The organism is Streptomyces chiangmaiensis (assembly GCF_036281785.1).
GTDB lineage: Bacteria > Actinomycetota > Actinomycetes > Streptomycetales > Streptomycetaceae > Streptomyces > Streptomyces chiangmaiensis.
In genome coordinates, this window is record NZ_JAYWVC010000146.1 from 1 (window position 1) to 20,483 (window position 20,483).

The 20,483-nt window shown below is 71.4% G+C and carries 17 protein-coding genes; 4 read left to right on the forward strand and 13 right to left on the reverse strand.

Going from position 1 to position 20,483, the window contains the following annotated elements:
• Positions 1–300: 300 nt before the first annotated feature.
• Positions 301–1,710 carry a type I glutamate--ammonia ligase gene (glnA, locus tag VXC91_RS30870; RefSeq protein ID WP_329510641.1) on the reverse strand — a complete coding sequence of 470 codons (1,410 nt, stop codon included), beginning with the start codon at positions 1,708–1,710 and terminating at the stop codon, positions 301–303.
• Positions 1,711–1,908: 198 nt separating this feature from the next.
• Here glnA and VXC91_RS30875 point away from each other — a divergent pair, with 198 nt between their 5' ends.
• Positions 1,909–2,376, forward strand: a complete 468-nt coding sequence (locus VXC91_RS30875; protein ID WP_329510642.1) for an RDD family protein — start codon at positions 1,909–1,911, stop codon at positions 2,374–2,376.
• A gap of 152 nt (positions 2,377–2,528) precedes the next feature.
• Here VXC91_RS30875 and VXC91_RS30880 read toward each other — a convergent pair whose 3' ends face one another.
• From VXC91_RS30880 to lipB, 4 genes are all read right to left on the reverse strand, one after another.
• On the reverse strand, positions 2,529–3,227 hold the full coding sequence (locus VXC91_RS30880) for a DUF4191 domain-containing protein (protein ID WP_329510643.1): 699 nt from the start codon (positions 3,225–3,227) through the stop codon (positions 2,529–2,531).
• A 90-nt stretch (positions 3,228–3,317) separates the two neighbouring features.
• On the reverse strand, positions 3,318–3,515 hold the full coding sequence (locus VXC91_RS30885) for an SCO2195 family GlnR-regulated protein (RefSeq protein ID WP_329510644.1): 198 nt from the start codon (positions 3,513–3,515) through the stop codon (positions 3,318–3,320).
• A 276-nt stretch (positions 3,516–3,791) separates the two neighbouring features.
• The gene (lipA, locus tag VXC91_RS30890) at positions 3,792–4,757 is read right to left on the reverse strand and encodes a lipoyl synthase (protein WP_329510645.1); all 966 of its coding nucleotides are present in this window, start codon (positions 4,755–4,757) and stop codon (positions 3,792–3,794) included.
• 105 nt (positions 4,758–4,862) lie between these two features.
• Positions 4,863–5,660: a lipoyl(octanoyl) transferase LipB gene (lipB, locus tag VXC91_RS30895; RefSeq protein ID WP_329510646.1), complete on the reverse strand. Its 798-nt coding sequence runs from the start codon at positions 5,658–5,660 to the stop codon at positions 4,863–4,865.
• A 250-nt stretch (positions 5,661–5,910) separates the two neighbouring features.
• On the opposite strand from lipB, the gene VXC91_RS30900 reads away from it, so the two are divergent.
• Positions 5,911–7,347 (forward strand): regulator, encoded by a 1,437-nt coding sequence (locus VXC91_RS30900; RefSeq protein WP_329510647.1) that lies wholly within the window; start codon positions 5,911–5,913, stop codon positions 7,345–7,347.
• A gap of 3 nt (positions 7,348–7,350) precedes the next feature.
• Here VXC91_RS30900 and VXC91_RS30905 read toward each other — a convergent pair whose 3' ends face one another.
• Both VXC91_RS30905 and VXC91_RS30910 read right to left on the reverse strand, forming a co-directional pair.
• Positions 7,351–8,754, reverse strand: a complete 1,404-nt coding sequence (locus tag VXC91_RS30905) for an NAD(P)/FAD-dependent oxidoreductase (RefSeq protein ID WP_329510648.1) — start codon at positions 8,752–8,754, stop codon at positions 7,351–7,353.
• Positions 8,755–8,942: 188 nt separating this feature from the next.
• Positions 8,943–9,845, reverse strand: a complete 903-nt coding sequence (locus tag VXC91_RS30910) for a TIGR01777 family oxidoreductase (protein ID WP_329510649.1) — start codon at positions 9,843–9,845, stop codon at positions 8,943–8,945.
• A 94-nt stretch (positions 9,846–9,939) separates the two neighbouring features.
• Here VXC91_RS30910 and VXC91_RS30915 point away from each other — a divergent pair, with 94 nt between their 5' ends.
• Positions 9,940–10,428: a GNAT family N-acetyltransferase gene (locus tag VXC91_RS30915; RefSeq protein ID WP_329510650.1), complete on the forward strand. Its 489-nt coding sequence runs from the start codon at positions 9,940–9,942 to the stop codon at positions 10,426–10,428.
• Positions 10,429–10,454: 26 nt separating this feature from the next.
• On the opposite strand, the gene VXC91_RS30920 is transcribed toward VXC91_RS30915, so the two are convergent.
• Positions 10,455–11,639: a MarP family serine protease gene (locus tag VXC91_RS30920; RefSeq protein ID WP_329510651.1), complete on the reverse strand. Its 1,185-nt coding sequence runs from the start codon at positions 11,637–11,639 to the stop codon at positions 10,455–10,457.
• Positions 11,640–11,826: 187 nt separating this feature from the next.
• Here VXC91_RS30920 and VXC91_RS30925 point away from each other — a divergent pair, with 187 nt between their 5' ends.
• Positions 11,827–12,633, forward strand: coding sequence for a peptidoglycan recognition protein family protein (locus VXC91_RS30925; protein WP_329510652.1), 807 nt, complete (start codon positions 11,827–11,829; stop codon positions 12,631–12,633).
• 206 nt (positions 12,634–12,839) lie between these two features.
• Here the strand turns inward: VXC91_RS30925 and VXC91_RS30930 are convergent, their stop codons facing one another.
• The 5 genes from VXC91_RS30930 to sucB form a co-directional block, all read right to left on the reverse strand.
• Positions 12,840–13,358 carry a DUF4240 domain-containing protein gene (locus tag VXC91_RS30930; protein WP_329510657.1) on the reverse strand — a complete coding sequence of 173 codons (519 nt, stop codon included), beginning with the start codon at positions 13,356–13,358 and terminating at the stop codon, positions 12,840–12,842.
• Between the two features lie 56 nt (positions 13,359–13,414).
• Positions 13,415–14,389 carry a helix-turn-helix transcriptional regulator gene (locus tag VXC91_RS30935; protein ID WP_329510653.1) on the reverse strand — a complete coding sequence of 325 codons (975 nt, stop codon included), beginning with the start codon at positions 14,387–14,389 and terminating at the stop codon, positions 13,415–13,417.
• 125 nt (positions 14,390–14,514) lie between these two features.
• On the reverse strand, positions 14,515–17,217 hold the full coding sequence (gene aceE / locus VXC91_RS30940; RefSeq protein ID WP_329510654.1) for a pyruvate dehydrogenase (acetyl-transferring), homodimeric type: 2,703 nt from the start codon (positions 17,215–17,217) through the stop codon (positions 14,515–14,517).
• A gap of 277 nt (positions 17,218–17,494) precedes the next feature.
• Entirely contained in the window at positions 17,495–18,118 is a 624-nt protein-coding gene (locus VXC91_RS30945) for a GntR family transcriptional regulator (RefSeq protein WP_329510655.1), read from the reverse strand.
• Positions 18,119–18,499: 381 nt separating this feature from the next.
• Entirely contained in the window at positions 18,500–20,311 is a 1,812-nt protein-coding gene (sucB, locus tag VXC91_RS30950; protein WP_329510656.1) for a 2-oxoglutarate dehydrogenase, E2 component, dihydrolipoamide succinyltransferase, read from the reverse strand.
• Positions 20,312–20,483 lie beyond the last annotated feature (172 nt).

A 20,483-nucleotide genomic window follows, 5' to 3' on the forward strand; every position in this document is an offset into this window, starting at 1 on the left:
GGGAGGGCGAACGCTCGTCGTGTCGATTCGGGTCGAGGGCTCTTCGCCGAACGGGATGGACTCCCCCAGGTCGACGTAGAGGTCGACGTAGGCGTAGTCGGCCAGCACGGGCACGGCAAGGTCGGCCAGTTCCTGCCCGGTCCGCATGACGTCCAGGGTGCTGCCGATGCGACGCAGCCTGAGCCGACCCCGGAAGCCGGAGCCGAAAAGCCGAAGGCCGGCTCTCCCGAAGAAGGAGAGCCGGCCGACGGCCCAGAGACGGCCCAGGGGAGCGGTTGCCCGCTCTGACCTGGGGCGATATCACACGTCGAAGTAGAGCTCGAACTCGTGCGGGTGCGGACGCAGCTGCAGCGGGGCGATCTCGTTCGTGCGCTTGAAGTCGACCCACGTCTCGATCAGGTCGGTCGTGAAGACGTCGCCCTGGAGGAGGAACTCGTGGTCGGCCTCGAGGGAGTCGAGGACGGCCGGCAGCGAGGTCGGGACCTGCGGGACGCCCGCGTGCTCCTCGGGAGCCAGCTCGTACAGGTCCTTGTCGATCGGCTCGGCCGGCTCGATCTTGTTCTTGATGCCGTCCAGGCCCGCGAGCAGCAGGGCGGAGAAGGCCAGGTACGGGTTGCCGGAGGAGTCCGGGGCACGGAACTCGACGCGCTTGGCCTTCGGGTTCGAGCCCGTGATCGGGATACGCATGGCCGCGGAGCGGTTGCGCTGCGAGTACACCAGGTTGACCGGCGCCTCGAAGCCCGGCACCAGGCGGTGGTAGGAGTTCACCGTCGGGTTGGTGAACGCCAGCAGCGACGGGGCGTGCTTGAGGATGCCGCCGATGTAGTACCGGGCGGTGTCCGACAGGCCCGCGTAACCGGCCTCGTCGTAGAACAGCGGGTCGCCGCTGTTCCACAGTGACTGGTGGACGTGCATGCCCGAGCCGTTGTCGCCGAAGATCGGCTTGGGCATGAAGGTCGCGGTCTTGCCGTTGCGCCAGGCGACGTTCTTCACGATGTACTTGAAGAGCTGCAGGTCGTCCGCGGCGGCGAGCAGCGTGTTGAACTTGTAGTTGATCTCGGCCTGGCCGGCGGTGCCCACCTCGTGGTGCTGGCGCTCGACCTTCAGGCCGGCCTTCTCCAGCTCCAGGGTGATCTCGGCGCGCAGGTCGGCGAAGTGGTCGACCGGCGGGACCGGGAAGTAGCCGCCCTTGTAGCGGACCTTGTAACCACGGTTGTCCTCGAGGGCGCCGGTGTTCCAGGCGCCGGCCTCGGAGTCGATGTGGTAGAAGGCCTCGTTCGCGTTGGTGGCGAAACGGACGCTGTCGAAGACGTAGAACTCGGCCTCGGGACCGAAGTACGCGGTGTCGGCGATCCCGGTGGAGGCGAGGTACGCCTCGGCCTTCTTCGCCACGTTGCGCGGGTCACGGGAGTACTGCTCGCCGGTGATCGGGTCGTGGATGAAGAAGTTGATGTTCAGCGTCTTGTCACGGCGGAACGGGTCGACCCGGGCGGTCGACAGGTCGGCGCGCAGCGCCATGTCGGACTCGTGGATGGCCTGGAAACCACGGATCGACGACCCGTCGAAGGCGAGCTCGTCGTCCGGGTCGAACGCATCGACGGGCACCGTGAAGTGCTGCATCACGCCCGGCAGGTCGCAGAAGCGGACGTCGATGAACTTGACGTCCTCGTCCGCGATGAACTTCTTGGCTTCGTCGGCGTTCTGGAACATCCAGCTCCTCCTACTCCCGACCGTCCTCGTCGGGGCGGTAGATCGTTCGTGCGGCCAGTGCGGTGGCACACGTTGCAGCCGACCATAAGGACGGGGCATTTCTCGGGCGTGACCCATTTGTTTCTCCCAGGTTAACCAGCCCGAGGCTCGATGACCCCGCCTTCCGGCCCGCCAAAAGGGGCGCAGTACCGTGGACGGGTGGACAACAGGCAAGCAATCGGATCCTGGCTCTCCGGTCCCCGCACGGCCCTGGAGGAAGCCGGGGCGGACCTCGGATACCGGGGAGAGCAGCTCGGGCTGCCGCAGGAGGGGCCGGGTTCGATCGCCCGCCCGGGCCGGCGCCTCGGCGCCCTCGCCGTCGACTGGGGGCTGTGTCTCTTGATCTCATACGGCCTGCTCGCGGACAGCTACAACCGGGCGGCCCAGGTCTGGGCGCCGCTCCTCCTCTTCGCGCTGATCGCTCTCACCGTGGGTACGGTCGGGTTCACCCCGGGCAAGCGGCTCTTCGGACTGCGCGTGGTGGCCCTGAACACCGGCCGGGTCAACCCGCTGCGCGCCCTGTGGCGTACGGTCCTGCTCTTCCTCGCCGTCCCGGCGCTGGTCTGGGACCGCGATGGCAGGGGCCTGCACGACCGTCTGGCCGGAACGGTGGAGATCAGGATCTGAGGGTCCGTCCCGCGTCCCTGGGGTGAGTGCCCCTTCAGGGCGGCGGAACCGTACCACCGGCCCGCGCTCCCGGACCCCGGAACAGACCATGGGCCCGGAGAACCTCCAAGGTTCCCCGGGCCCGGAAACGTCGGTTCGGCCCAGCGGCGGCGTCAGCGCAGACGACCGCCCCGCGGCATCCGCATCCCCTTCGGCATGGGCCCCTTCGGCAGCGGCATGTTGCTCATCAGGTCGCCCAGCGCCCGCAGCCGGTCGTTCGTCGCGGTCACCTGAGGACCGGTCAGCACCCGCGGGTACTTCAGCATCGTCGTACGGAGCTTCTTCAGCTCGACCTGGCCCTCACCCGTGCCCACGATCACGTCGTGCACCGGCACGTCCGCCACGATGCGCGCCATCTTCTTCTTCTCGGCGGCCAGCAGGGTCCTGACACGGTTCGGGTTGCCCTCGGCGACCAGCACGATGCCGGCCTTCCCGACCGCGCGATGCACGACGTCCTGGCTGCGGTTCATCGCGACCGCCGGGGTGGTGGTCCAGCCGCGGCCGATGTTGTCCAGGACCGCCGCTGCGGCGCCCGGCTGGCCCTCCATCTGGCCGAAGGCGGCGCGCTCGGCCCTGCGTCCGAAGACGATCGCCATCGCGAGGAAGGCGAGCAGGAAGCCGAGGATGCCGACATAGACAGGATGACCGATCAAGAAACCGATCGCGAGGAAGACACCGAAGGTGACGATTCCGACAGCCGCGAGTACAAGACCGATCTTCGGGTCGGCCTTGCGGGTCATCTTGTAGGTCAGGGCGATCTGCTTCAGTCGCCCCGCGTTCGCAGCGTCCGCTGCGGTTTCCTTCCTCGCCATGCCACGAAGTCTACGTGGCATGGCAAGCGGCGACGACGGCGGTGCCGCCGCGGCGGAGCGGTGGGGTCGCTCCGGAGAGTGCGGGTGTGGCTACGAGCGCGGCGCCACGGCGTCCAGGACGCGCTGCGCCTCGACGCGGTCCTTGGCGCGGCGGCGGTCCTCCAGGACGGAGGTCCAGGCGTTCCGGCGGGCGGTCCGCTGGCCGCCGCTCATGAGCAGCGACTCGATGGCACGCAGTGCACCGGTGAACGACGGAATGGCGGTGGCGCGGACAGGCGCGGCCTGCATGGTGGAGGTCCCCCTCGGATCGGCGGTTCGGGGCCCGGGCTGTACGTGGCGTAAGACCAGGGTCACTGATTGGTGTTACCAGGGCATGACCGACCGGTCAAACACCTATGAAGCCTTGATACGGGGGGCGAAAACCCTGACGCGGCCCTGACGCGCCCGCTAGCTGCGGGGACGTCCAGGACCGCGTCAATCGGCCACTACCCGGCGGTAGTTGCTTGTGCGGGGATTCACATCATGGAGCTGGCACGGAGTGCCAATCGTGTGGGCGCAGCCGGGTCAGACCGCCTGCGAGGCGACGTACGTGCCGCGCTTCTCGACGGCCATCCGGTAGAGCCGCCCGGCGCGGTACGAAGAGCGCACCAGGGGACCGGACATGACGCCGGAGAAGCCGATCTGCTCGGCCTCCTCCTTCAGCTCCACGAACTCGTTCGGCTTGACCCAGCGCTCCACGGGGTGGTGGCGGACGCTCGGGCGCAGGTACTGCGTGATGGTGACCAGCTCGCAGCCGGCGTCGTGCAGCTGGCGCAGCGCGTCGCTGACCTCCTCGCGGGTCTCGCCCATACCGAGGATCAGGTTCGACTTCGTCACCAGGCCGTAGTCGCGGGCGGCGCTGATGACCTTCAGGGACCGCTCGTAGCGGAAGCCGGGGCGGATGCGCTTGAAGATCCGCGGGACGGTCTCCACGTTGTGGGCGAAGACCTCGGGCCGGGAGGAGAAGACCTCCGCGAGCTGCTCGGGGACCGCGTTGAAGTCGGGGGCGAGGAGCTCGACCTTGGTGTGCCCGCCCTCGCGGCCGGCGGTCTGCCGGTGGATCTGGCGCACGGTCTCGGCGTACAGCCAGGCGCCGCCGTCCTCGAGGTCGTCGCGTGCGACACCGGTGATGGTGGCGTAGTTGAGGTCCATGGTGACGACGGACTCGCCCACGCGGCGGGGCTCGTCGCGGTCCAGCGCCTCGGGCCTGCCGGTGTCGATCTGGCAGAAGTCGCATCGCCGGGTGCACTGGTCGCCGCCGATGAGGAAGGTCGCCTCGCGGTCCTCCCAGCACTCGTAGATGTTCGGGCAGCCGGCTTCCTGGCAGACCGTGTGCAGGCCCTCGCTCTTCACGAGGTTCTGCATCTTGGTGTACTCGGGACCCATTTTCGCCCGGGTCTTGATCCACTCGGGCTTGCGCTCGATGGGGGTCTGGCTGTTGCGGACCTCCAGGCGCAGCATCTTGCGTCCGTCGGGTGCGACTGCGGACACATCGGCTCCCTGTAGCTTCGATTCTTCGGCGTACACCAGGGTACGCCCGTGTTTGTGGGCCCTACCGGTGAGGCCAACCCCAGGACCACGAGGGGCATTCCCCGGTCAGGCGGAGGCCTTCTCGATGACCCGCGGCTTGAGGTCCGCGTTCTCCAGTACGTCCTTCAGATGCCGCTCGACCACCGGCAGCACCTCGTCGATCGTCACGTCGCGGCCCAGCTCGTTCGCGAGGGACGCCACGCCCGCGTCGCGGATGCCGCACGGGATGATCTTGTCGAACCAGGTCATTTCCGGGTGGATGTTGAACGAGAAACCGTGCATCGTCACGCCCTTGGCCACGCGGATGCCGATCTGGGCGATCTTGCGGTCCTCGCGCCGCTGGCCCGCGTTGGACGGGGCGTACTCCGGGCCGTTGAGGCGCGGGTCGAACTCCTCGTCCTGCAGTCGCGGGTCGAAGTCGAGCGAGAGCCCGCCGAGCGCGGGGCGCTGCTCGACCGGGTCGCCGAGGACCCACACACCGCTGCGGCCCTCGACCCGGGTGGTCTCCAGGCCGAACTCGGCGCAGGTGCGGATCAGGGCCTCTTCGAGGCGGCGTACGTGGGCCACGACGTCGACCGGGCGCGGGAGCTTCTGGATCGGGTAGCCCACCAGCTGGCCGGGACCGTGCCAGGTGATCTTGCCGCCGCGGTCGACGTCGATCACCGGAGTGCCGTCCAGAGGCCGCTCGTCGTCCGCCGTGCGCCGGCCCGCGGTGTAGACCGGGGGGTGCTCGAGCAGCAGGCAGGTGTCCGGGATCTCGTCCGCGAAGCGGGCGGCGTGCACTCGGCGCTGCTCGTCCCAAGCCGCCTGGTATTCGACGGCCTCGGCCCCGAACCCCATGCGGACGAACCGCAACTCACTCACGGCAAGCGCCTCCCTAGAAGCCTCGTAAGGCGCGAACGGCGCCCACGCCACTGTACGTCCAGCCGGTGTGGTCCGGGTGTGGGCGGGGTGCCATCGCCCACACGCCGCCCCGTCAGCCCGACCGTCAATCCTCACACGATCGGATGAATGGATGTCGTTGCGTGCGACCGGCTGCTCACTCTCCGCTACATTCACGCCGTTCACATGGCCATCAGGGCTGCTCACAGGCGATACGGAGACCGCACCGCAGATGACGGAACGACCCGCGCAGCGCACCCCCAACCGACAGCTCGCCGCGCTCATCGCAGAAGCGGGGTTCTCCAACGCGGGTCTCGCCCGCCGCGTCGACCAGCTGGGCCTCGAACACGGGCTCGATCTCAGATACGACAAGACCTCCGTGACGCGCTGGCTGCGCGGACAGCAGCCGCGCGGCACCACGCCCGCCCTCATCGCCGAGGTGTTCACCCGGCGCCTCGGGCGCCGGCTCACGGCGCAGGACCTCGGGCTCGACGCATGCGCCCCGGTGTACGCGGGGCTGGAGTTCGCCGCCACCCCGGAGGAGGCCGTCGACATCGTCAGCGGCCTGTGGCGCAAGGACTCCGGCAGCCATGCCGAGCTGCGGAAGATCGCGTTCACCCCGGCCGGGCTCGTCGTACCCAGCCGGGACTGGCTGATCGGCCGGGCCGACGACAAGGTGAGCCGCGGCGAGGCGGCTCCCCGCATCCCGGCCCAGGGCCGTCCCGCGGTGCCCCGGCAGCGCGGCCAGTCGGAGCGCGGCCCCGGTCAGAAGGTCAGCGGAGGCGACATCGCCGCGCTCCGCTCGGTCGGCGAGCTGTTCCGTGCCCTCGACCACGCCTACGGCGGCGGCCATGCCCGCCAGGCGCTGGTGCGCTACCTGGAGCACGAGGCCGAGCCCATGCTGCGCGGCACCTACGGAGAGCAGACGGGCCGCCGCCTGTTCGCGGCGGCTGCCGATCTGACCCGGCTCGCGGGCTGGACGTCGTACGACATCGGCGCGCACGGCCTCGCCCAGCGCTACTTCGTCCAGGCGCTGCGGCTGGCCCAGGCGGCGGGGGACCGGATGTACGGGGCATACGTGCTGGTCACGATGAGCCGGCAGGCCGTCTACCTCGGCCATGGACGCGAGGCCGTGCAGCTCGCGCGCGTGGCGCAGCAGGGGGTCGGCACCTCGGCGCCGCCCGTCATTCAGGCGCTGCTGCACGCCGTCGAGGCGCGCGGGCACGGCGTGCTCGGCGAGGTACGCGCGTGCACCGCCTCGCTGGTCCGGGCCGAGCGGGCCCTCGAGGCCGCCCGTCCGGGCGACGAACTCCCGTACTGGGCACGGTTCTTCGACGAGGCGCAGCTCGCCGACGAGTTCGGGCACTGTCACCGGGACCTGCAGCAGTACCGGGCCGCCGTCCAGCACTCCGAGCGGTCGTTGCAGCTGCGGGCGGCCGGGTTCGCCCGCAGCCGGCTGTTCTGCCGGGTCGTGCTCGCCTCGGCGCGGCTCGGCCTCGGCGAGCTCGACCAGGCCTGCCAGTTGGGGGCCGAGGCCGCCGGGCAGGCGTCGGAGATGCGGTCGGTGCGGGCGGTCGAGTATGTGAGGGACTTCGAGCGCCGCCTGGAGCCGTACAAGGACGCGGCGCCCGTGCGGGGATACCGCGACAAGGTCGCCGCGCTCCGGTGAGGCTCAGGCCGCCGTGGGCAGCCGTTCCGCGGCGTGCATCGGGCCCGCGCCCAGGTCCGCCAGGACCGCCGAGGCGGCCCGGTTGCCGGAGTGCAGTGCCCCCTGCACCGTGCTCGTGTCCCGGTGGTCGCCGCACACGTACAGCCCGGCCAGCAGCCGTACCGGCCGGCGCAGGTCGTGCGGCGGCCGCATCGCCGGGACGGCCCGCGCCGTGTGGTGCACGGCGAGCGTCTCCCAGCGTGCGGTCGAGGTGCCGTGGAGGCGGGCCAGATGAACCCGCACGGCACCGTCGACGTCGTCCGGGGGCGTGCCCAGCACCGTGGAGGAGATCAGGGCACGGCCCGCGGGGGCCCGGGACGGGTCCACCAGGCTCACGACGGCCGTGTGCGCCACCGGTCCGTCGCGGTCCGCGTCCAGCAGCAGCGAGGCCCCGGTCGACGGCGCTTCGTCCGTCGTGTGGTGGACGACGGTGACCGGATGGAAGTCGGGCACGCGCAGACCGGGCAGCAACTCGGCGGCGGCGTGCGCGTCGGTGGCCAGCAGGACGGAGCGGCAGCGGAGTTCACCGTGGTCGGCGGTGGTCACCGAGGTCGTGGAGACGGAGGTGACGCGGACCCCGGTGTGCACCGTGCCCGGTGGCAGTGCCCGCGCCAGCAATTCCGGCAGGACCTCCGCGCCGCCCTCCGGCAGGCACAGCGGGCCGCGCGCGAAGGCGTGCAGGGCGAGGTCGGCGCAGCGGCTGGAGGTGGTCAGCTCGGGGTCGCACAACAGGGCGGCGAGCAGCGGACGCAGAAAACCGTCGACCGTACGGGCGGGGAGCCCGCGGTCCGTGAGCGCGTGCCGGGCGGGCAACTCGGGCCGGGCCAGCAGCCGTTCCACGGGCGTGGCGGCGATGCGCGCGAGTGCCGCGCCGAGCCGGGCCTGATCCACGGCACCGCCGAGCGGGGCGGCTGCACGGGATCCCGCAGCCCTCGACCGGGCGGCGCGTGCTCCGGCCGCTCCGACCCCGGCGCGAGGCGCGGAGGCCGTGAGAGGAGCACTCGCGAGAGCACGTACCGCATTGAGTGCGCCCCGTGCGCCCCCCGCGCCCCCTCCCACCGGGGGAGGGCCCGCACGATGGTGGCGCCCATCGCTGTGCACCAGAACGCCTGGCGCGAACGGGCGCAGGACCAGCGCGTCGAGTCCCGGGGACAGGCGCAGTTCGGGATAGGACGTGGACAGAAGCTGTCCGATCGGGTCGAGCCGGAAGCCGTCGACCTTCTCGGTCGACATGCGGCCGCCGACGCAATGAGCGGCCTCCAGGACCGCCGTCGACACTCCTGCACTGGTCAGCCGGTGGGCCGCCGCGAGACCGGCGACCCCGGCCCCCACGATGACGACGTCCGCCTGATACACGGGCTCTAGCACGTGCCCCTCCTCGAGGTTGTGCGGCCGGTGGAGACGTCATGCCCGCAACAGGCGTCCGGGATACCCGAGTTCGGGACGAGCGTAGGTCCGGGAGCGGGCAGGCGAAGTCGCGCATGGACAGAGCACGGTCGCACAGTGGTCGCATACGGTCGAACGCGAGCATTCCGTGCCGTCGTCCGGTCCCGCGGCTACGAGCGGAGCGCTGCCCGCAACGCCTGGTCGATCTCCGGGAAGGCGAACGAGAATCCGGACTCCAGCAGCCGCCCGGGCAGCACCCGCGCACTGCCGAGCACGTCCCCGGCCATTTCGCCGAGCGCGAGACGCAGGGCCGGCGCGGGTGCCGAGAACAGCGTCGGCCGGTGCAGCAGGCGCCCCATCGCCGCCGTGATCTCACGGTTGGTCAGAGGATGAGGAGCCGTCAGATTGAACGGTCCGGAGAGGTCCTCGCGGTCGATGAGATGGCGGATCGCGGCCACCTCGTCGTGCAGCGAGATGAACGACCAGTACTGGTGCCCGTCGCCCATCCGCCCGCCGAGCCCCGCCTTGAAAAGCGGGAACAGCCTGCCCCAGGCCCCGCCCTCCCGCGCCACCACCAGACCCGTGCGCACGAACACCGTCCGCACACCCGCCTCCTGCGCGGCGTCCGCGGCACCCTCCCACTCCACGCACAGCGAGGGCAGGAAACCGTCTCCGGGCGGGGCCGTCTCGTCCACCGCCCGGTCCCCGGTCTCGCCGTAGTAGCCGATCGCGCTGCCGCTGACGAAGACGCGCGGCGGCTCGGGGAGGGAGGCGACGGCCTCCGCGAGCGCCGCCGTGCCGAGCACCCGGCTGTCGCGCAGCGTCTTCTTGTACGTGTCCGTCCAGCGGTGGTCGCCGATGCCGGCGCCGGCGAGGTTGACCACCGCGTGGCACCCGAGGAGACCGGCCGCGTCGATGTACTGCTCCTCGGGATCCCAGCGGACCTCGTCCTCGCCACGGGCCGCACGACGCACCAGGCGTACCACCTGGTGCCCGTCCGCGGTCAGCGACCGCACCAGGGCGCTGCCGATGAGACCGGACGCACCGGCCACGGCGATTCGGGAACGTTCCATGAGCCCATCCTGCCCGGCGCACCGTGTTCGGTGCGTCCAGCGGCCTCGAGATGCGACCGGACGGATCCTCGTACGCCCGCCGTACAGTGACCCCATGCCCGTTCCGTACATACGCCACGCCACTCTCGACGACGACGAGACGCTCGGCCGGCTCGACCGGGTCACCTGGTCTCCGCTGCACTCCGTCCAGCCGCGCCCGCGGCCGCCGTTCGAGCCCTTCTTCACCGAGCGGTTCGGGCCGCGGGACCACCTGGTCGCCGAACGCGCCGGCGTCGTCGTGGGCTACATCCGGCTCGGGTTCCCGACGCCGCTCGCGTGCAACTCCCATGTCCGCCAGATCCAGGGGCTCGTCGTCGCGGACGAGGCGCGTGGCGCCGGGGTCGGGCGGGCGCTGCTGCGGGCTGTGCAGGACGAGGCACGGCGGCGGGGAGCCCGCCGCATCACCCTGCGGGTCCTCGGGCACAACACCCTCGCGAGGGCGCTCTACGAGTCCGAGGGGTTCGTGGTGGAGGGGATCCTGCCCGAGGAGTTCCTGCTCGACGGCGAGTACGTCGACGACGTGTTCATGGGGCGCTCCCTGTAAAAGCCCGTGCGCGCGGCCCGCGGGGCTCAGGAGGTGGTGAGATCGCCCGTGTCCACCGCCGTCGTGGCGTGTGCCGCGCGCTGTGCGTCGCCCGCGACCTCGTCCGCCGTCAGCACATAGCCGGTCTCCTCGTCCGAGGTGGAGCGGGCGAAGACCACGCCGAAGACCCGGCCTTCAGTGGTGAGCAGCGGGCCGCCGGAGTTGCCGGGCAGGACGCTCGAGCGGATCGAGTAGATCTCCCGCGTGACGGTGTCGGTGCTGTAGATGTTCTGGCCCGTGGCCCGGATCCGGTTCGCCACGGTGGCGGCCCGCAGCGTCAGGCCACCGTCCTCCGGATAGCCCGCAACCACGGCGGAGTCCCCGCGCTTCGCGCCGTCGTCGAAGCGCAGGACGGGGGCGCGCAGATCGGGCACGTACAGCACGGCCACATCCCGGTTCGGGTCGAAGAGCACCACACGCGCCGCGTACGAGGGACCGACGCCGCCGACCCGGACGCTCGGACGGTCGATGCCCGCCACGACGTGGGCGTTGGTCATCACGTGCTGCGCCGCGTACACAAAGCCGCTGCCCTCCCGGCCCTGGATGCCCGAGGCGCCCTCGATCTTGACCGTGCTCAACTTGGCGGCTTTGGCCGCGCTCGCCGTGACGCTGTCCCCGGAGGGCTTGGCCACCCCGGCCGTGGGCTCGTTCTCGAAGGGGTTGAAGACCTGAGGGAAGCCCGCCTGGGTGAGCGCCGAAGTGGCCCGCGAGAACCACGTCGGAGTGGTGTCCGGCATCGCGTTCTGCACGGCGCCCAGCAGCCTCGAGTCCCGGATCGCCTGGGTGACCAGCGGGGACGAGGAGGCGCCCAGGACGCTCGCGGCCACCCACGCCACGATCAGCACGGCCACCGCGTTCGCCGCCGCGCCGCCGATGCCGTCGGCCAACCGCAGTGGCCCGTGGTCCAGCTCGCGCCGCAGCTTGAGCGCGAGGCGCCCCGCCAGTTCGTGCCCCACCGCCGCCGGGACCAGCACCGTGACCACGGCGGTCACCGTCGCCGCGGTGGTCCCCCGCGTCACCAGGTTCATGACCCAGGGCAGGATCCACACGCCGACCGCGGCACCGCCCACGAAGCCGGCCAGTGAGACACACCCGGCCACCAGCCCCCGCCGGAAGCCGGAGGCCGCGTAGGCCAGGATCACGAGGATGAGCAGGATGTCGAGCAGGTCCACGGAGCCGCCTTTCTCTCGGACCCCCTAGTACGCGCGGCGCAAGCCCGGTGATCAGCCACCCGCGCGTAGGCCCGGAAACCGGGCACGCACGCGTCGACCTGTAAAAACGCCGCGGACCGTGACGATGGTTCCGCCAGGTGGCACACCACACATCGCGGATGTTCCGGGACGGACGGAAAGTGGCTCCATGCGTGACTTCCGAAGAACGTGGGGGGCCTGGAGCAGCGGTGCGCCGAGGCTCAAAAGCGCCGTCCTGCTGCTGCTCGGCTGTCTGCCCGGTGTCGCCGCCGCCTGCGCCCTGGTGGTGTGCGCCTCCGGCGTCGAGCGCCCGATGCTGGTCCGTACGCCGCGCCCGGTCGTGGCCCGGTCCGCCGTTCTTCACCCGGCCCCCAAGCCACACATCGTGCCGAGGTCGGCCTGGGCGGACGTCGCCACCCGGAACCAGCCGCCGCCGCGCTACGACGACAAGGACGTCGCCGTCTTCGTCCACCACACCGACTCGCCCAACGGCTATGACTGCGCCACCGTGCCGCGCATCATCCGCTACCTCTACACGGGCCAGAGAGGAAGCCGCCACTGGGACGACATCGGCTACAACTTCCTCGTCGACCGCTGCGGCACCATCTACGAGGGCCGTGCGGGCGGCGTCGACCGGCCCGTCACCGGAGCCCACACGCAGGGCTTCAACCACCGCACCGTCGGCATCGCCGCCATCGGCACCTTCACCGCGGGCGTGCCCGTTCCCAAGCCCATGGTGGACGCGATCGCCGCCCTCGCCGCATGGAAGCTCGGCCTCGCCAACATCGACCCACGCACCAAGATCCGGCTTGTCTCCAGCAACGGTCTGAGCCGGTACAAGGAGGGGACCCCCGTCTTGATGCCCACGCTCGCGGGCCACAACGACGGCTATATGACGAGCTGCCCGGGCGCGGCACTCAAGGCGCTGCTCCCTTCGATCAGGGAGAAGGCGGCCCGTCTCCAGGGCCGTCGGTGAAGGCTCCGGATCTTCGGTACGCGCGCGGAGGGCATGGCCCACGGCAGCGCCACAGGCCGCACGTGGAGTCCGGGGCACCGCTGCACCACGCGGCGTGACCGGACCGGGCACCGGGGCATGTCCTCGCGGGCGCCGGTGAGGCGCGGGCTCCTTTGCCCTCGCGTCCCGGCCGCCGGAGCACGGCGTGAGAGGTGGCGTCATCGGCCTCAACCCTTGAACCTGTCCCACAGCCTGGGATAGCGCTCCGCGAGCACGGATTCGTTCTCCAGGTCGAACGGGGTTCCGGCCGGTTCGGAGGCCGCGGGCGGAATGCCCAGGTCGGGCGCCACGGTCCCGGTGAGCTGCTCGTACGCCTCGTCCGCCGCGTAGCCGAGCTCCTCACCGTCCCCGTCCACCTCCTCGTCGAAGTCCTCCAGGAGATCGGCGAGCGAGTCGGGGTCGTGCACGGCGCCCTCGAAGACGTCCCGGCCCTGCCCGATCAGCCAGCACCGGAAGAAGTCGAACGCGTCGTCACTCGCCCCGTCGAGCAGTACCCAGGCGGCGCCCCACAGGTCCCAGCGGTAGGCGCGGTTGTACCGGGACTCGAAGTGCCGGGCGAAGTCCAGGACAGAGTCCGGGTCGAGCTGGACCAGTCGCTCGACGAGCCGGTCGGCCTGCTCGTCGGCGTCGCCTTCGGCGGCCTCCCGGCTCACGTCCACCAGATCCCAGAACTCCGTCTCGTCCATCACCCGACCAGCATCGGGCCTGAGCGGGTGGGGCGCACGCGGAGTGCGGCGGATCGTCATGGGGAGTAGAGCTCCGCCAGCCGGGTGGCGTCGCCGGCGAAACGGGCCCGCAGCCCCTCAGGAGACAGCACCTCGACCTCCGGGCCCAGCCCCGTGAGTTGGGTGTGCGCGACCTCCTCGGATTCCACCGGCAGGGTCACCGTCACCCAGCCCCGCTCGTCCGGGACGCCCGCGGTCGTCAGCGCCTGACGGGCCGAGGCCGGATCGACGGCGTACGCCAGTCTCCGTACGCCGTCCGCGGACAGCCGCACCACGACCTCGGCCCGCAGGATGGACCGCGCGAACTCCTCCGCACGCTCCGCCCAGAAGGCGGGCAGATCGAACTCCTCGTCCCGCTCGAACCGGTCCTCACCCGCGTTTACGGCCGTGAAGCGGTCGATGCGGTACACCCGGAAGGAGCCGTGCTCCGCCACTCGTGCGCACAGGTACCAGACCCCCGCCTTGAGGACGAGCCCGTACGGTTCCAGTGCCCGCTCCACCACGTCCTCGCCCCGCCGGTAGCACGCGGTGATCCGCCGGTCGTCCCACACCGCGTCCGCGACCGCCGGCAGCAGCCGTGGCGTCGTGGGCTCGGTGAACCAGGCGGGCGCGTCCAGGTGGAACCGCTGCGCCGCCGTACGCGACGCGTCGCGCAAGGAGGGCAGGAGGGCCGCGGACACCTTCAGCCGCGCCGCGGAGGCCGCGTCCTCGAGGCCCATCTCCCGCAGCGCCCCCGGAACCCCGCTGAGGAACAGGGCCTCGGCCTCGCCGCGTGCGAGCCCGGTCAGCCGGGTGCGGTATCCGCCGACGAGCCGGTACCCGCCGGTCCGCCCACGTTCGGCGTACACCGGGACGCCCGCCTCCGACAACGCCTGGGCGTCCCGGGTGACGGTGCGCTCGGACACCTCCAGCTCACGGGCCAGCTCGGCCGCGGTCATGGAGGGCCTGGACTGCAGCAGCAGCACCATTTTGATGAGACGGGCGGCACGCATGCGGTCATCATGCCGTGCGCCACCGGATCGGCGGATCGTTCGCCCACGGGGCGCCCGGGCCGGCTCTCTTGTGACACGGCGAAGGGGTACGGCGGTCGCCGTACCCCTTCGCCGGACACCGGCCCCTACAGGCCGTACTTGTCCCGGGCCTCCTTCACGGCCGTGGCCTTGACCTCGCCGCGCCGGGCGAGCTGGGCCAGGGCCGCGACGACGATCGACGGCGCGTCGACGCCGAAGTGGCGGCGGGCCGCCTCACGGGTGTCCGAGAGGCCGAAGCCGTCGGCGCCCAGCGAGGAGTAGTCCTGTTCCACCCACTGCGCGATCTGGTCGGGGACCTGGCGCATGTAGTCGGAGACCGCGAGGACCGGGCCCTCGGCGCCGTGCAGCGCCCGACGCACGTACGGGACGCGCTCCTCGCCCCGCAGCAGCGCGGCGTCGGCCTCCAGGGCGTCGCGGCGCAGTTCGCCCCACGACGTCGCCGACCACACGTCCGCCGCGACGCCCCACTCCTCGGCGAGCAGCTTCTGCGCCTGAAGCGCCCAGTGGATCGCCGTGCCGGAGCCCAGCAGCTGGATGCGCGGGGCGTTCGCCGCCGGGGAAAGCCCCGCCGACTCCGCCGTGTTGTAGCGGTACAGGCCCTTGACGATGCCCTCGTCGATGCCGGCCACCGCCGGCTTCGCGGGCTGGGGCAGCGGCTCGTTGTAGACGGTGAGGTAGTAGAAGACGTTCTGGTCCTCGCCCGGGGCCGCCTCGCCGTACATGCGACGCAGGCCGTCCTTCACGATGACCGCGATCTCGTACGCGAACGCCGGGTCGTAGGCCAGCGCCGCGGGGTTGGTGGCGGCGATGACGGGAGAGTGGCCGTCGGCGTGCTGCAGTCCCTCACCGGTCAGCGTGGTGCGGCCGGCCGTGGCGCCGACGAGGAAGCCGCGGCCGAGCTGGTCGCCGAGCTGCCACATCTGGTCGGCCGTGCGCTGCCAGCCGAACATCGAGTAGAAGATGTAGAACGGGATCATCGCCTCGCCGTGCGTCGCGTACGCGCTCGACGCGGCGATGAAGTCGGCCATCGAACCGGCCTCGGTGATCCCCTCGTTGAGGATCTGGCCGTTCTTGGCCTCCTTGTAGTACATCAGCTGGTCGCGGTCGACCGGCTCGTACGTCTGGCCCTTCGGCGAGTAGATGCCGAGGGACGGGAAGAGCGACTCCATGCCGAACGTGCGTGCCTCGTCCGGGACGATCGGCACCCAGCGCCTGCCCGTCTCCTTGTCGCGCACCAGGTCCTTGACCAGGCGCACGAAGGCCATGGTGGTGGCGACGTTCTGCGAGCCGGAGCCCTTGTCGAAAGCGGCGAAGGCCTTGTCCGCCGGGGCGGGCAGCGGGGCCAGCGCGTGCGTACGGCGAGCGGGAGCCGGGCCGCCGAGGGCCGCGCGGCGCTCCTGGAGGTAGCGGACCTCGGGGGAGTCGGTGCCCGGGTGGCCGTAGGGGACCTGGCCGTCGACGAACAGGCTGTCGGAGATCGGCAGGTCGAGGAGGTCACGCATCTCCTTGAACTGGTCGACCGTCAGCTTCTTCATCTGGTGGTTGGCGTTCTTCGACGCGAAGCCGCTGCCCAGCGTGTGGCCCTTGACCGTCTGGGCCAGGATCACCGTGGGAGCGCCCTTGTGCTGCAGAGCGGCCCGGTACGCGGCGTAGACCTTGCGGGCCTCGTGGCCGCCGCGGGAGAACTGGAAGCAGTTGATGATCTTGGCGTCGCTCAGCAGCTTCGCCATCTCCCGCAGCGCCGGGTCGGCACCGAAGAAGTGCTCGCGGATGTAGGCGGCGTCACGGGTCTGGTAGGTCTGGATCTGCGCGTCCGGCACCTCGCGCAGCCGGCGTACCAGCGCGCCCGTCGTGTCCAGGGCGAACAGTTCGTCCCAGTCGGAGCCCCACAGCGTCTTGACGACGTTCCAGCCGGCGCCGCGGAACTGGGCCTCCAGCTCCTGCACGATCTTGAAGTTGGCGCGGACCGGGCCGTCGAGGCGCTGCAGGTTGCAGTTGATGACGAAGGTGAGGTTGTCCAGTTCCTCACGCGCGGCCAGTGCGATGGCGGCCGTCGACTCGGGCTCGTCCATCTCGCCGTCGCCGAGGAACGCCCACACGTGTGAGGAGGAGACGTCCTTGATGCCGCGGTTGGTGAGGTAGCGGTTGAAGCGCGCCTGGTAGATCGCGGAGAGCGGGCCGAGGCCCATCGACACCGTCGGGAACTCCCACAGCCAGGGCAGACGGCGCGGGTGCGGGTACGACGGCAGTCCGTTGCCGGCTGCTTCCTGGCGGAAGTTGTCGAGGTGGGCCTCGGTCAGCCGGCCGTCGAGAAAGGCACGGGCGTAGATGCCGGGGGAGGCGTGGCCCTGGATGTAGAGCTGGTCGCCGGACCCGTCGCCCTCCTTGCCGTGGAAGAAGTGGTTGAAGCCGGTCTCGTACAGCCAGGCGGCGGAGGCGAAGGTGGCGATGTGGCCGCCGACGCCGTGCTTGCTGCCACGGGTCACCATCGCGGCCGCGTTCCACCGGTTCCACGCGGTGATCCGGGCCTCCATGGCCTCGTCACCGGGGACGGCCGGCTCGGCGGCGGTCGGGATGGTGTTGACGTAGTCGGTCTCGAGCAGCTTGGGCAGCGCGATACCGGTGCCCTCCGCGCGCTCCAGCGTGCGGCGCATCAGGTATGCGGCACGGTGCGGCCCGGCCGCCTTGGTGACGGCGTCCAGGGAGGCCTGCCATTCGGCGGTCTCCTCGGGGTCGCGGTCCGGGAGCTGGTCGAGCTCGCTCGGCTGGATGGCGTTGGGGTCGGTCATGTCGCCGCCTTCCTCAGTCGAAGGGGGTTCCCTCATCGGTAAGGGTCGGGGTTGCCCTAGGTCTTTGGCAGGACAGGGCTGGGCCTCGGGTGGAAGCCCATGGGCGACTGTAACTCCCTGATCGATGATCGATCAAAGGTTGCAGGGCCAAAAACTCCCGATCACGAGAAAGTCGGCACGGGGTGCCTCGACATAAGACACCGGGTGCCGCCGCAGCTCGGGGTTTTTGCAGGTGGCGCGGCGTTTGAGCAGGAGCGCGCTCGGGTGTTCGGGGGCCTCATGCTCGTGGTGCGCACCCCAGGACGTGAGCCTTCACTATGTCGGCGATCCGCGGATCGCGGCGGCGGAACGCGGCCACCAGCTCCTCGTGCTCCTCCGCGTACGACTGCTGCACCGTGCCCAGCCACCGGATGGACAGCGCGGTGAACACCTCGATGCCGAGCCCCTCCCAGGTGTGCAGCAGCACCGAGTTGTGGGCCGCTCGCACCAGCTCCCGGTGGAACGCCACCGTGTGCCGCACCTGTCCCGTACCGTCCGACCTCCGGTCCGCCTCGTACAGCGCGGCGACGTGCGGTTCGAGGGCCGAGCAGTCCTCCGCAAGCCGGTCCGCCGCCAGTTCGGCCGCGATGGCCTCCAGACCGGCTCGGACGGGGTAGGACTCCTCCAGGTCCGCCGCGGTCAGATTCCGCACCCTCACGCCCTTGTTCGGCGCCGACTCGATCAGCCGCAGTGACTCCAGCTCCCGCAGCGCCTCACGGACCGGCGTCTGACTGACCTCCAGCTCCGTGGCGATCCGCCGCTCCACGATCCGCTCGCCCGGCTTCCAGCGCCCGCTGACGATCCCCTCCACGATGTGCTCGCGGATCTGTTCGCGCAGCGAGTGGACGACGGGCGCGGTCATGAGGGCTCCTTAGGCGAGGGCTGACGTCTAGACAATAAGGCCGTCTCGCCGTACCGGAAGGGTGCTTGGCGGCGCTTTCGCGCAGGTGAGACAAGACTTACACGCCCCCGGTGACGGCGCGTCCCACAGGGGCCGTACCGGGCACACCGCGGCGCTGCGGCCGCCGTGTCACCGGCGGAACCGGCCCCTGGCCGGGACCACGTCACGGCCGTGGACGGGGCGGCCCCGAGGATGCCCCGCTCGGCGTCCGGAGCACGGGACGAAGACCGGGGGAGGAGCCGGGCAGTTCGGCCGCGTGGTCGGACGTGGGGCGAAGCGCGGCGCCCCCACCCGGAAGATTCCGGACGGGGGCGCCGTAGGAGTCGGTCACCTGTCGGTGGCTCAGAGGCCGAGCTCCACCTCGAACTCGCCCGCCTCCAGAATGGCCTTGACCGCGGTCAGGTAGCGCACCGCGTCGGCGCCGTCCACCAGACGGTGGTCGTAGGACAGGGTCAGGTAGGTCATGTCGCGGACGCCGATGACCGTGCCTTCCTCCGTCTCGATCACGGCCGGGCGCTTCACCGTGGCACCGATGCCGAGGATCGCGACCTGACCCGGCGGCACGATGATCGTGTCGAACAGCGCACCGCGCGAACCGGTGTTGCTGATGGTGAAGGTCGCGCCGGACAGCTCGTCCGGGGTGATCTTGCTGGCCCGGACCTTGCCCGCCAGTTCCGCGGTGGCCTTGGCGATGCCGGCGATGTTGAGGTCACCGGCGTTCCTGATGACCGGGGTCATCAGGCCCTTCTCGGAGTCCACCGCGATACCGATGTTCTCGGTGTCGAAGTAGGTGATGGTCCCCTCCGCCTCGTTGATCTTGGCGTTGATGACCGGGTGGGCCTTCAGCGCCTGGGCGGCGGCCTTGACGTAGAACGGCATCGGGGAGAGCTTGACGCCCTCGCGGGCCGCGAACGCGTCCTTGGCCTGGGCGCGCAGACGCATCAGGCGGGTCACGTCGACCTCGACGACCGAGGACAGCTGGGCCTGCTCGTGCAGGGCCTTGACCATGTTGTCGCCGATGACCTTGCGGATCCGCGGCATCTTCACGGTCTGGCCACGCAGCGGGGAGACCTCCAGGACCGGGGCCCTCTTCGCGGCCGGAGCGGCGGCGGCCGGAGCCGCGGCCGGTGCCGCGGCGGCGGCCTTCGCGGCCTCGGCGGCGGCGAGGACGTCCTGCTTGCGGATGCGGCCGCCGACGCCGGTGCCCTTGACGGTGGACAGGTCGACGCCGTTCTCGGCGGCGAGCTTGCGCACCAGCGGGGTCACGTACGCGCCCTCGTCGGTCGGCTGGACGGCGGCCGGGGCCGGGGTGACCGGCGCGGGAGCCGGGGCGGCGGGCCGGGCGGGAGCCGGGACGGCAGCGGCGGGCGCGGCCGGAGCGGCGGGGGCCGGAGCCGGGGCGGCGGGTGCCGCCGGGGCCGCGGGCTGGGCCGGCGCCGGGGCGGCGGGTGCCGCCGGGGCCGCGGGCTGGGCCGGCGCCGGGGCGGCCGCGGCGGGCGCGGGGACCGCCGGGGCGGGGGCAGCCGCCGGAGCGGCACGCGAGGCGCCGATGACGGCCAGCTTGGCGCCGACCTCGGCGGTCTCGTCCTCGCCGACCACGATCTCGAGCAGCACGCCGGAGGCGGGCGCCGGGATCTCGGTGTCGACCTTGTCCGTGGAGACCTCGAGCAGCGGCTCGTCGGCCTCGACGGAGTCGCCGACCGACTTCAGCCAGCGGGTGACGGTGCCCTCGGTGACCGACTCGCCGAGCGCGGGCAGGACCACGTCGGTGCCCTGGGCGCCACCGGCGGGGGCGGCCGGGGCGGCGGCGGGGGCCGGCGCGGCCGGAGCCGGGGCGGCCGCGGCGGGTACGGGCTCGGGGGCCGGGGCGGGCACCTCTGCGGCGACCGGGGCCGGAGCGGCGGCGGGGGCACCCGTGCCGTCGTCGATGACGGCCAGTTCGGCGCCGACCTCGACGGTCTCGTCCTCGGCCACCTTGATGGAGGTCAGGACGCCGGAGGCCGGAGCGGGGATCTCGGTGTCGACCTTGTCGGTCGAGACCTCGAGCAGCGGCTCGTCGGCCTCGACGCGCTCGCCCTCGGCCTTCAGCCAGCGGGTGACGGTGCCCTCGGTGACGCTCTCACCGAGCGCCGGAAGGGTTACGGAAACCGGCATGGTTTCGGTTGCTCCTTACGAATTGCGGAAGTCTGTGTCGTCGCGCCCGAAGACTGAAGGCGTCAGTCGTGGGAGTGGAGGGGCTTGCCGGCGAGGGCAAGGTGGGCCTCGCCGAGTGCCTCGTTCTGCGTCGGGTGGGCGTGGATGAGCTGAGCGACCTCGGCCGGCAGCG

Excerpts from the sequence above, each read along its gene's own strand:
- VXC91_RS30880 (WP_329510643.1), bottom strand. The coding sequence starts at position 3,227 with ATGGCGAGGAAGGAAACCGCAGCGGACGCTGCGAACGCGGGGCGACTG.
- VXC91_RS30945 (WP_329510655.1), bottom strand. The coding sequence starts at position 18,118 with ATGACCGCGCCCGTCGTCCACTCGCTGCGCGAACAGATCCGCGAGCAC.
- VXC91_RS30915 (WP_329510650.1), top strand. The coding sequence starts at position 9,940 with ATGCCCGTTCCGTACATACGCCACGCCACTCTCGACGACGACGAGACG.
- VXC91_RS30930 (WP_329510657.1), bottom strand. The coding sequence starts at position 13,358 with ATGGACGAGACGGAGTTCTGGGATCTGGTGGACGTGAGCCGGGAGGCC.
- glnA (WP_329510641.1), bottom strand. The coding sequence starts at position 1,710 with ATGTTCCAGAACGCCGACGAAGCCAAGAAGTTCATCGCGGACGAGGAC.
- sucB (WP_329510656.1), bottom strand. The coding sequence starts at position 20,311 with ATGCCGGTTTCCGTAACCCTTCCGGCGCTCGGTGAGAGCGTCACCGAG.
- VXC91_RS30885 (WP_329510644.1), bottom strand. The coding sequence starts at position 3,515 with ATGCAGGCCGCGCCTGTCCGCGCCACCGCCATTCCGTCGTTCACCGGT.
- VXC91_RS30910 (WP_329510649.1), bottom strand. The coding sequence starts at position 9,845 with ATGGAACGTTCCCGAATCGCCGTGGCCGGTGCGTCCGGTCTCATCGGC.
- aceE (WP_329510654.1), bottom strand. The coding sequence starts at position 17,217 with ATGACCGACCCCAACGCCATCCAGCCGAGCGAGCTCGACCAGCTCCCG.
- VXC91_RS30900 (WP_329510647.1), top strand. The coding sequence starts at position 5,911 with ATGACGGAACGACCCGCGCAGCGCACCCCCAACCGACAGCTCGCCGCG.
- VXC91_RS30935 (WP_329510653.1), bottom strand. The coding sequence starts at position 14,389 with ATGCGTGCCGCCCGTCTCATCAAAATGGTGCTGCTGCTGCAGTCCAGG.
- VXC91_RS30925 (WP_329510652.1), top strand. The coding sequence starts at position 11,827 with ATGCGTGACTTCCGAAGAACGTGGGGGGCCTGGAGCAGCGGTGCGCCG.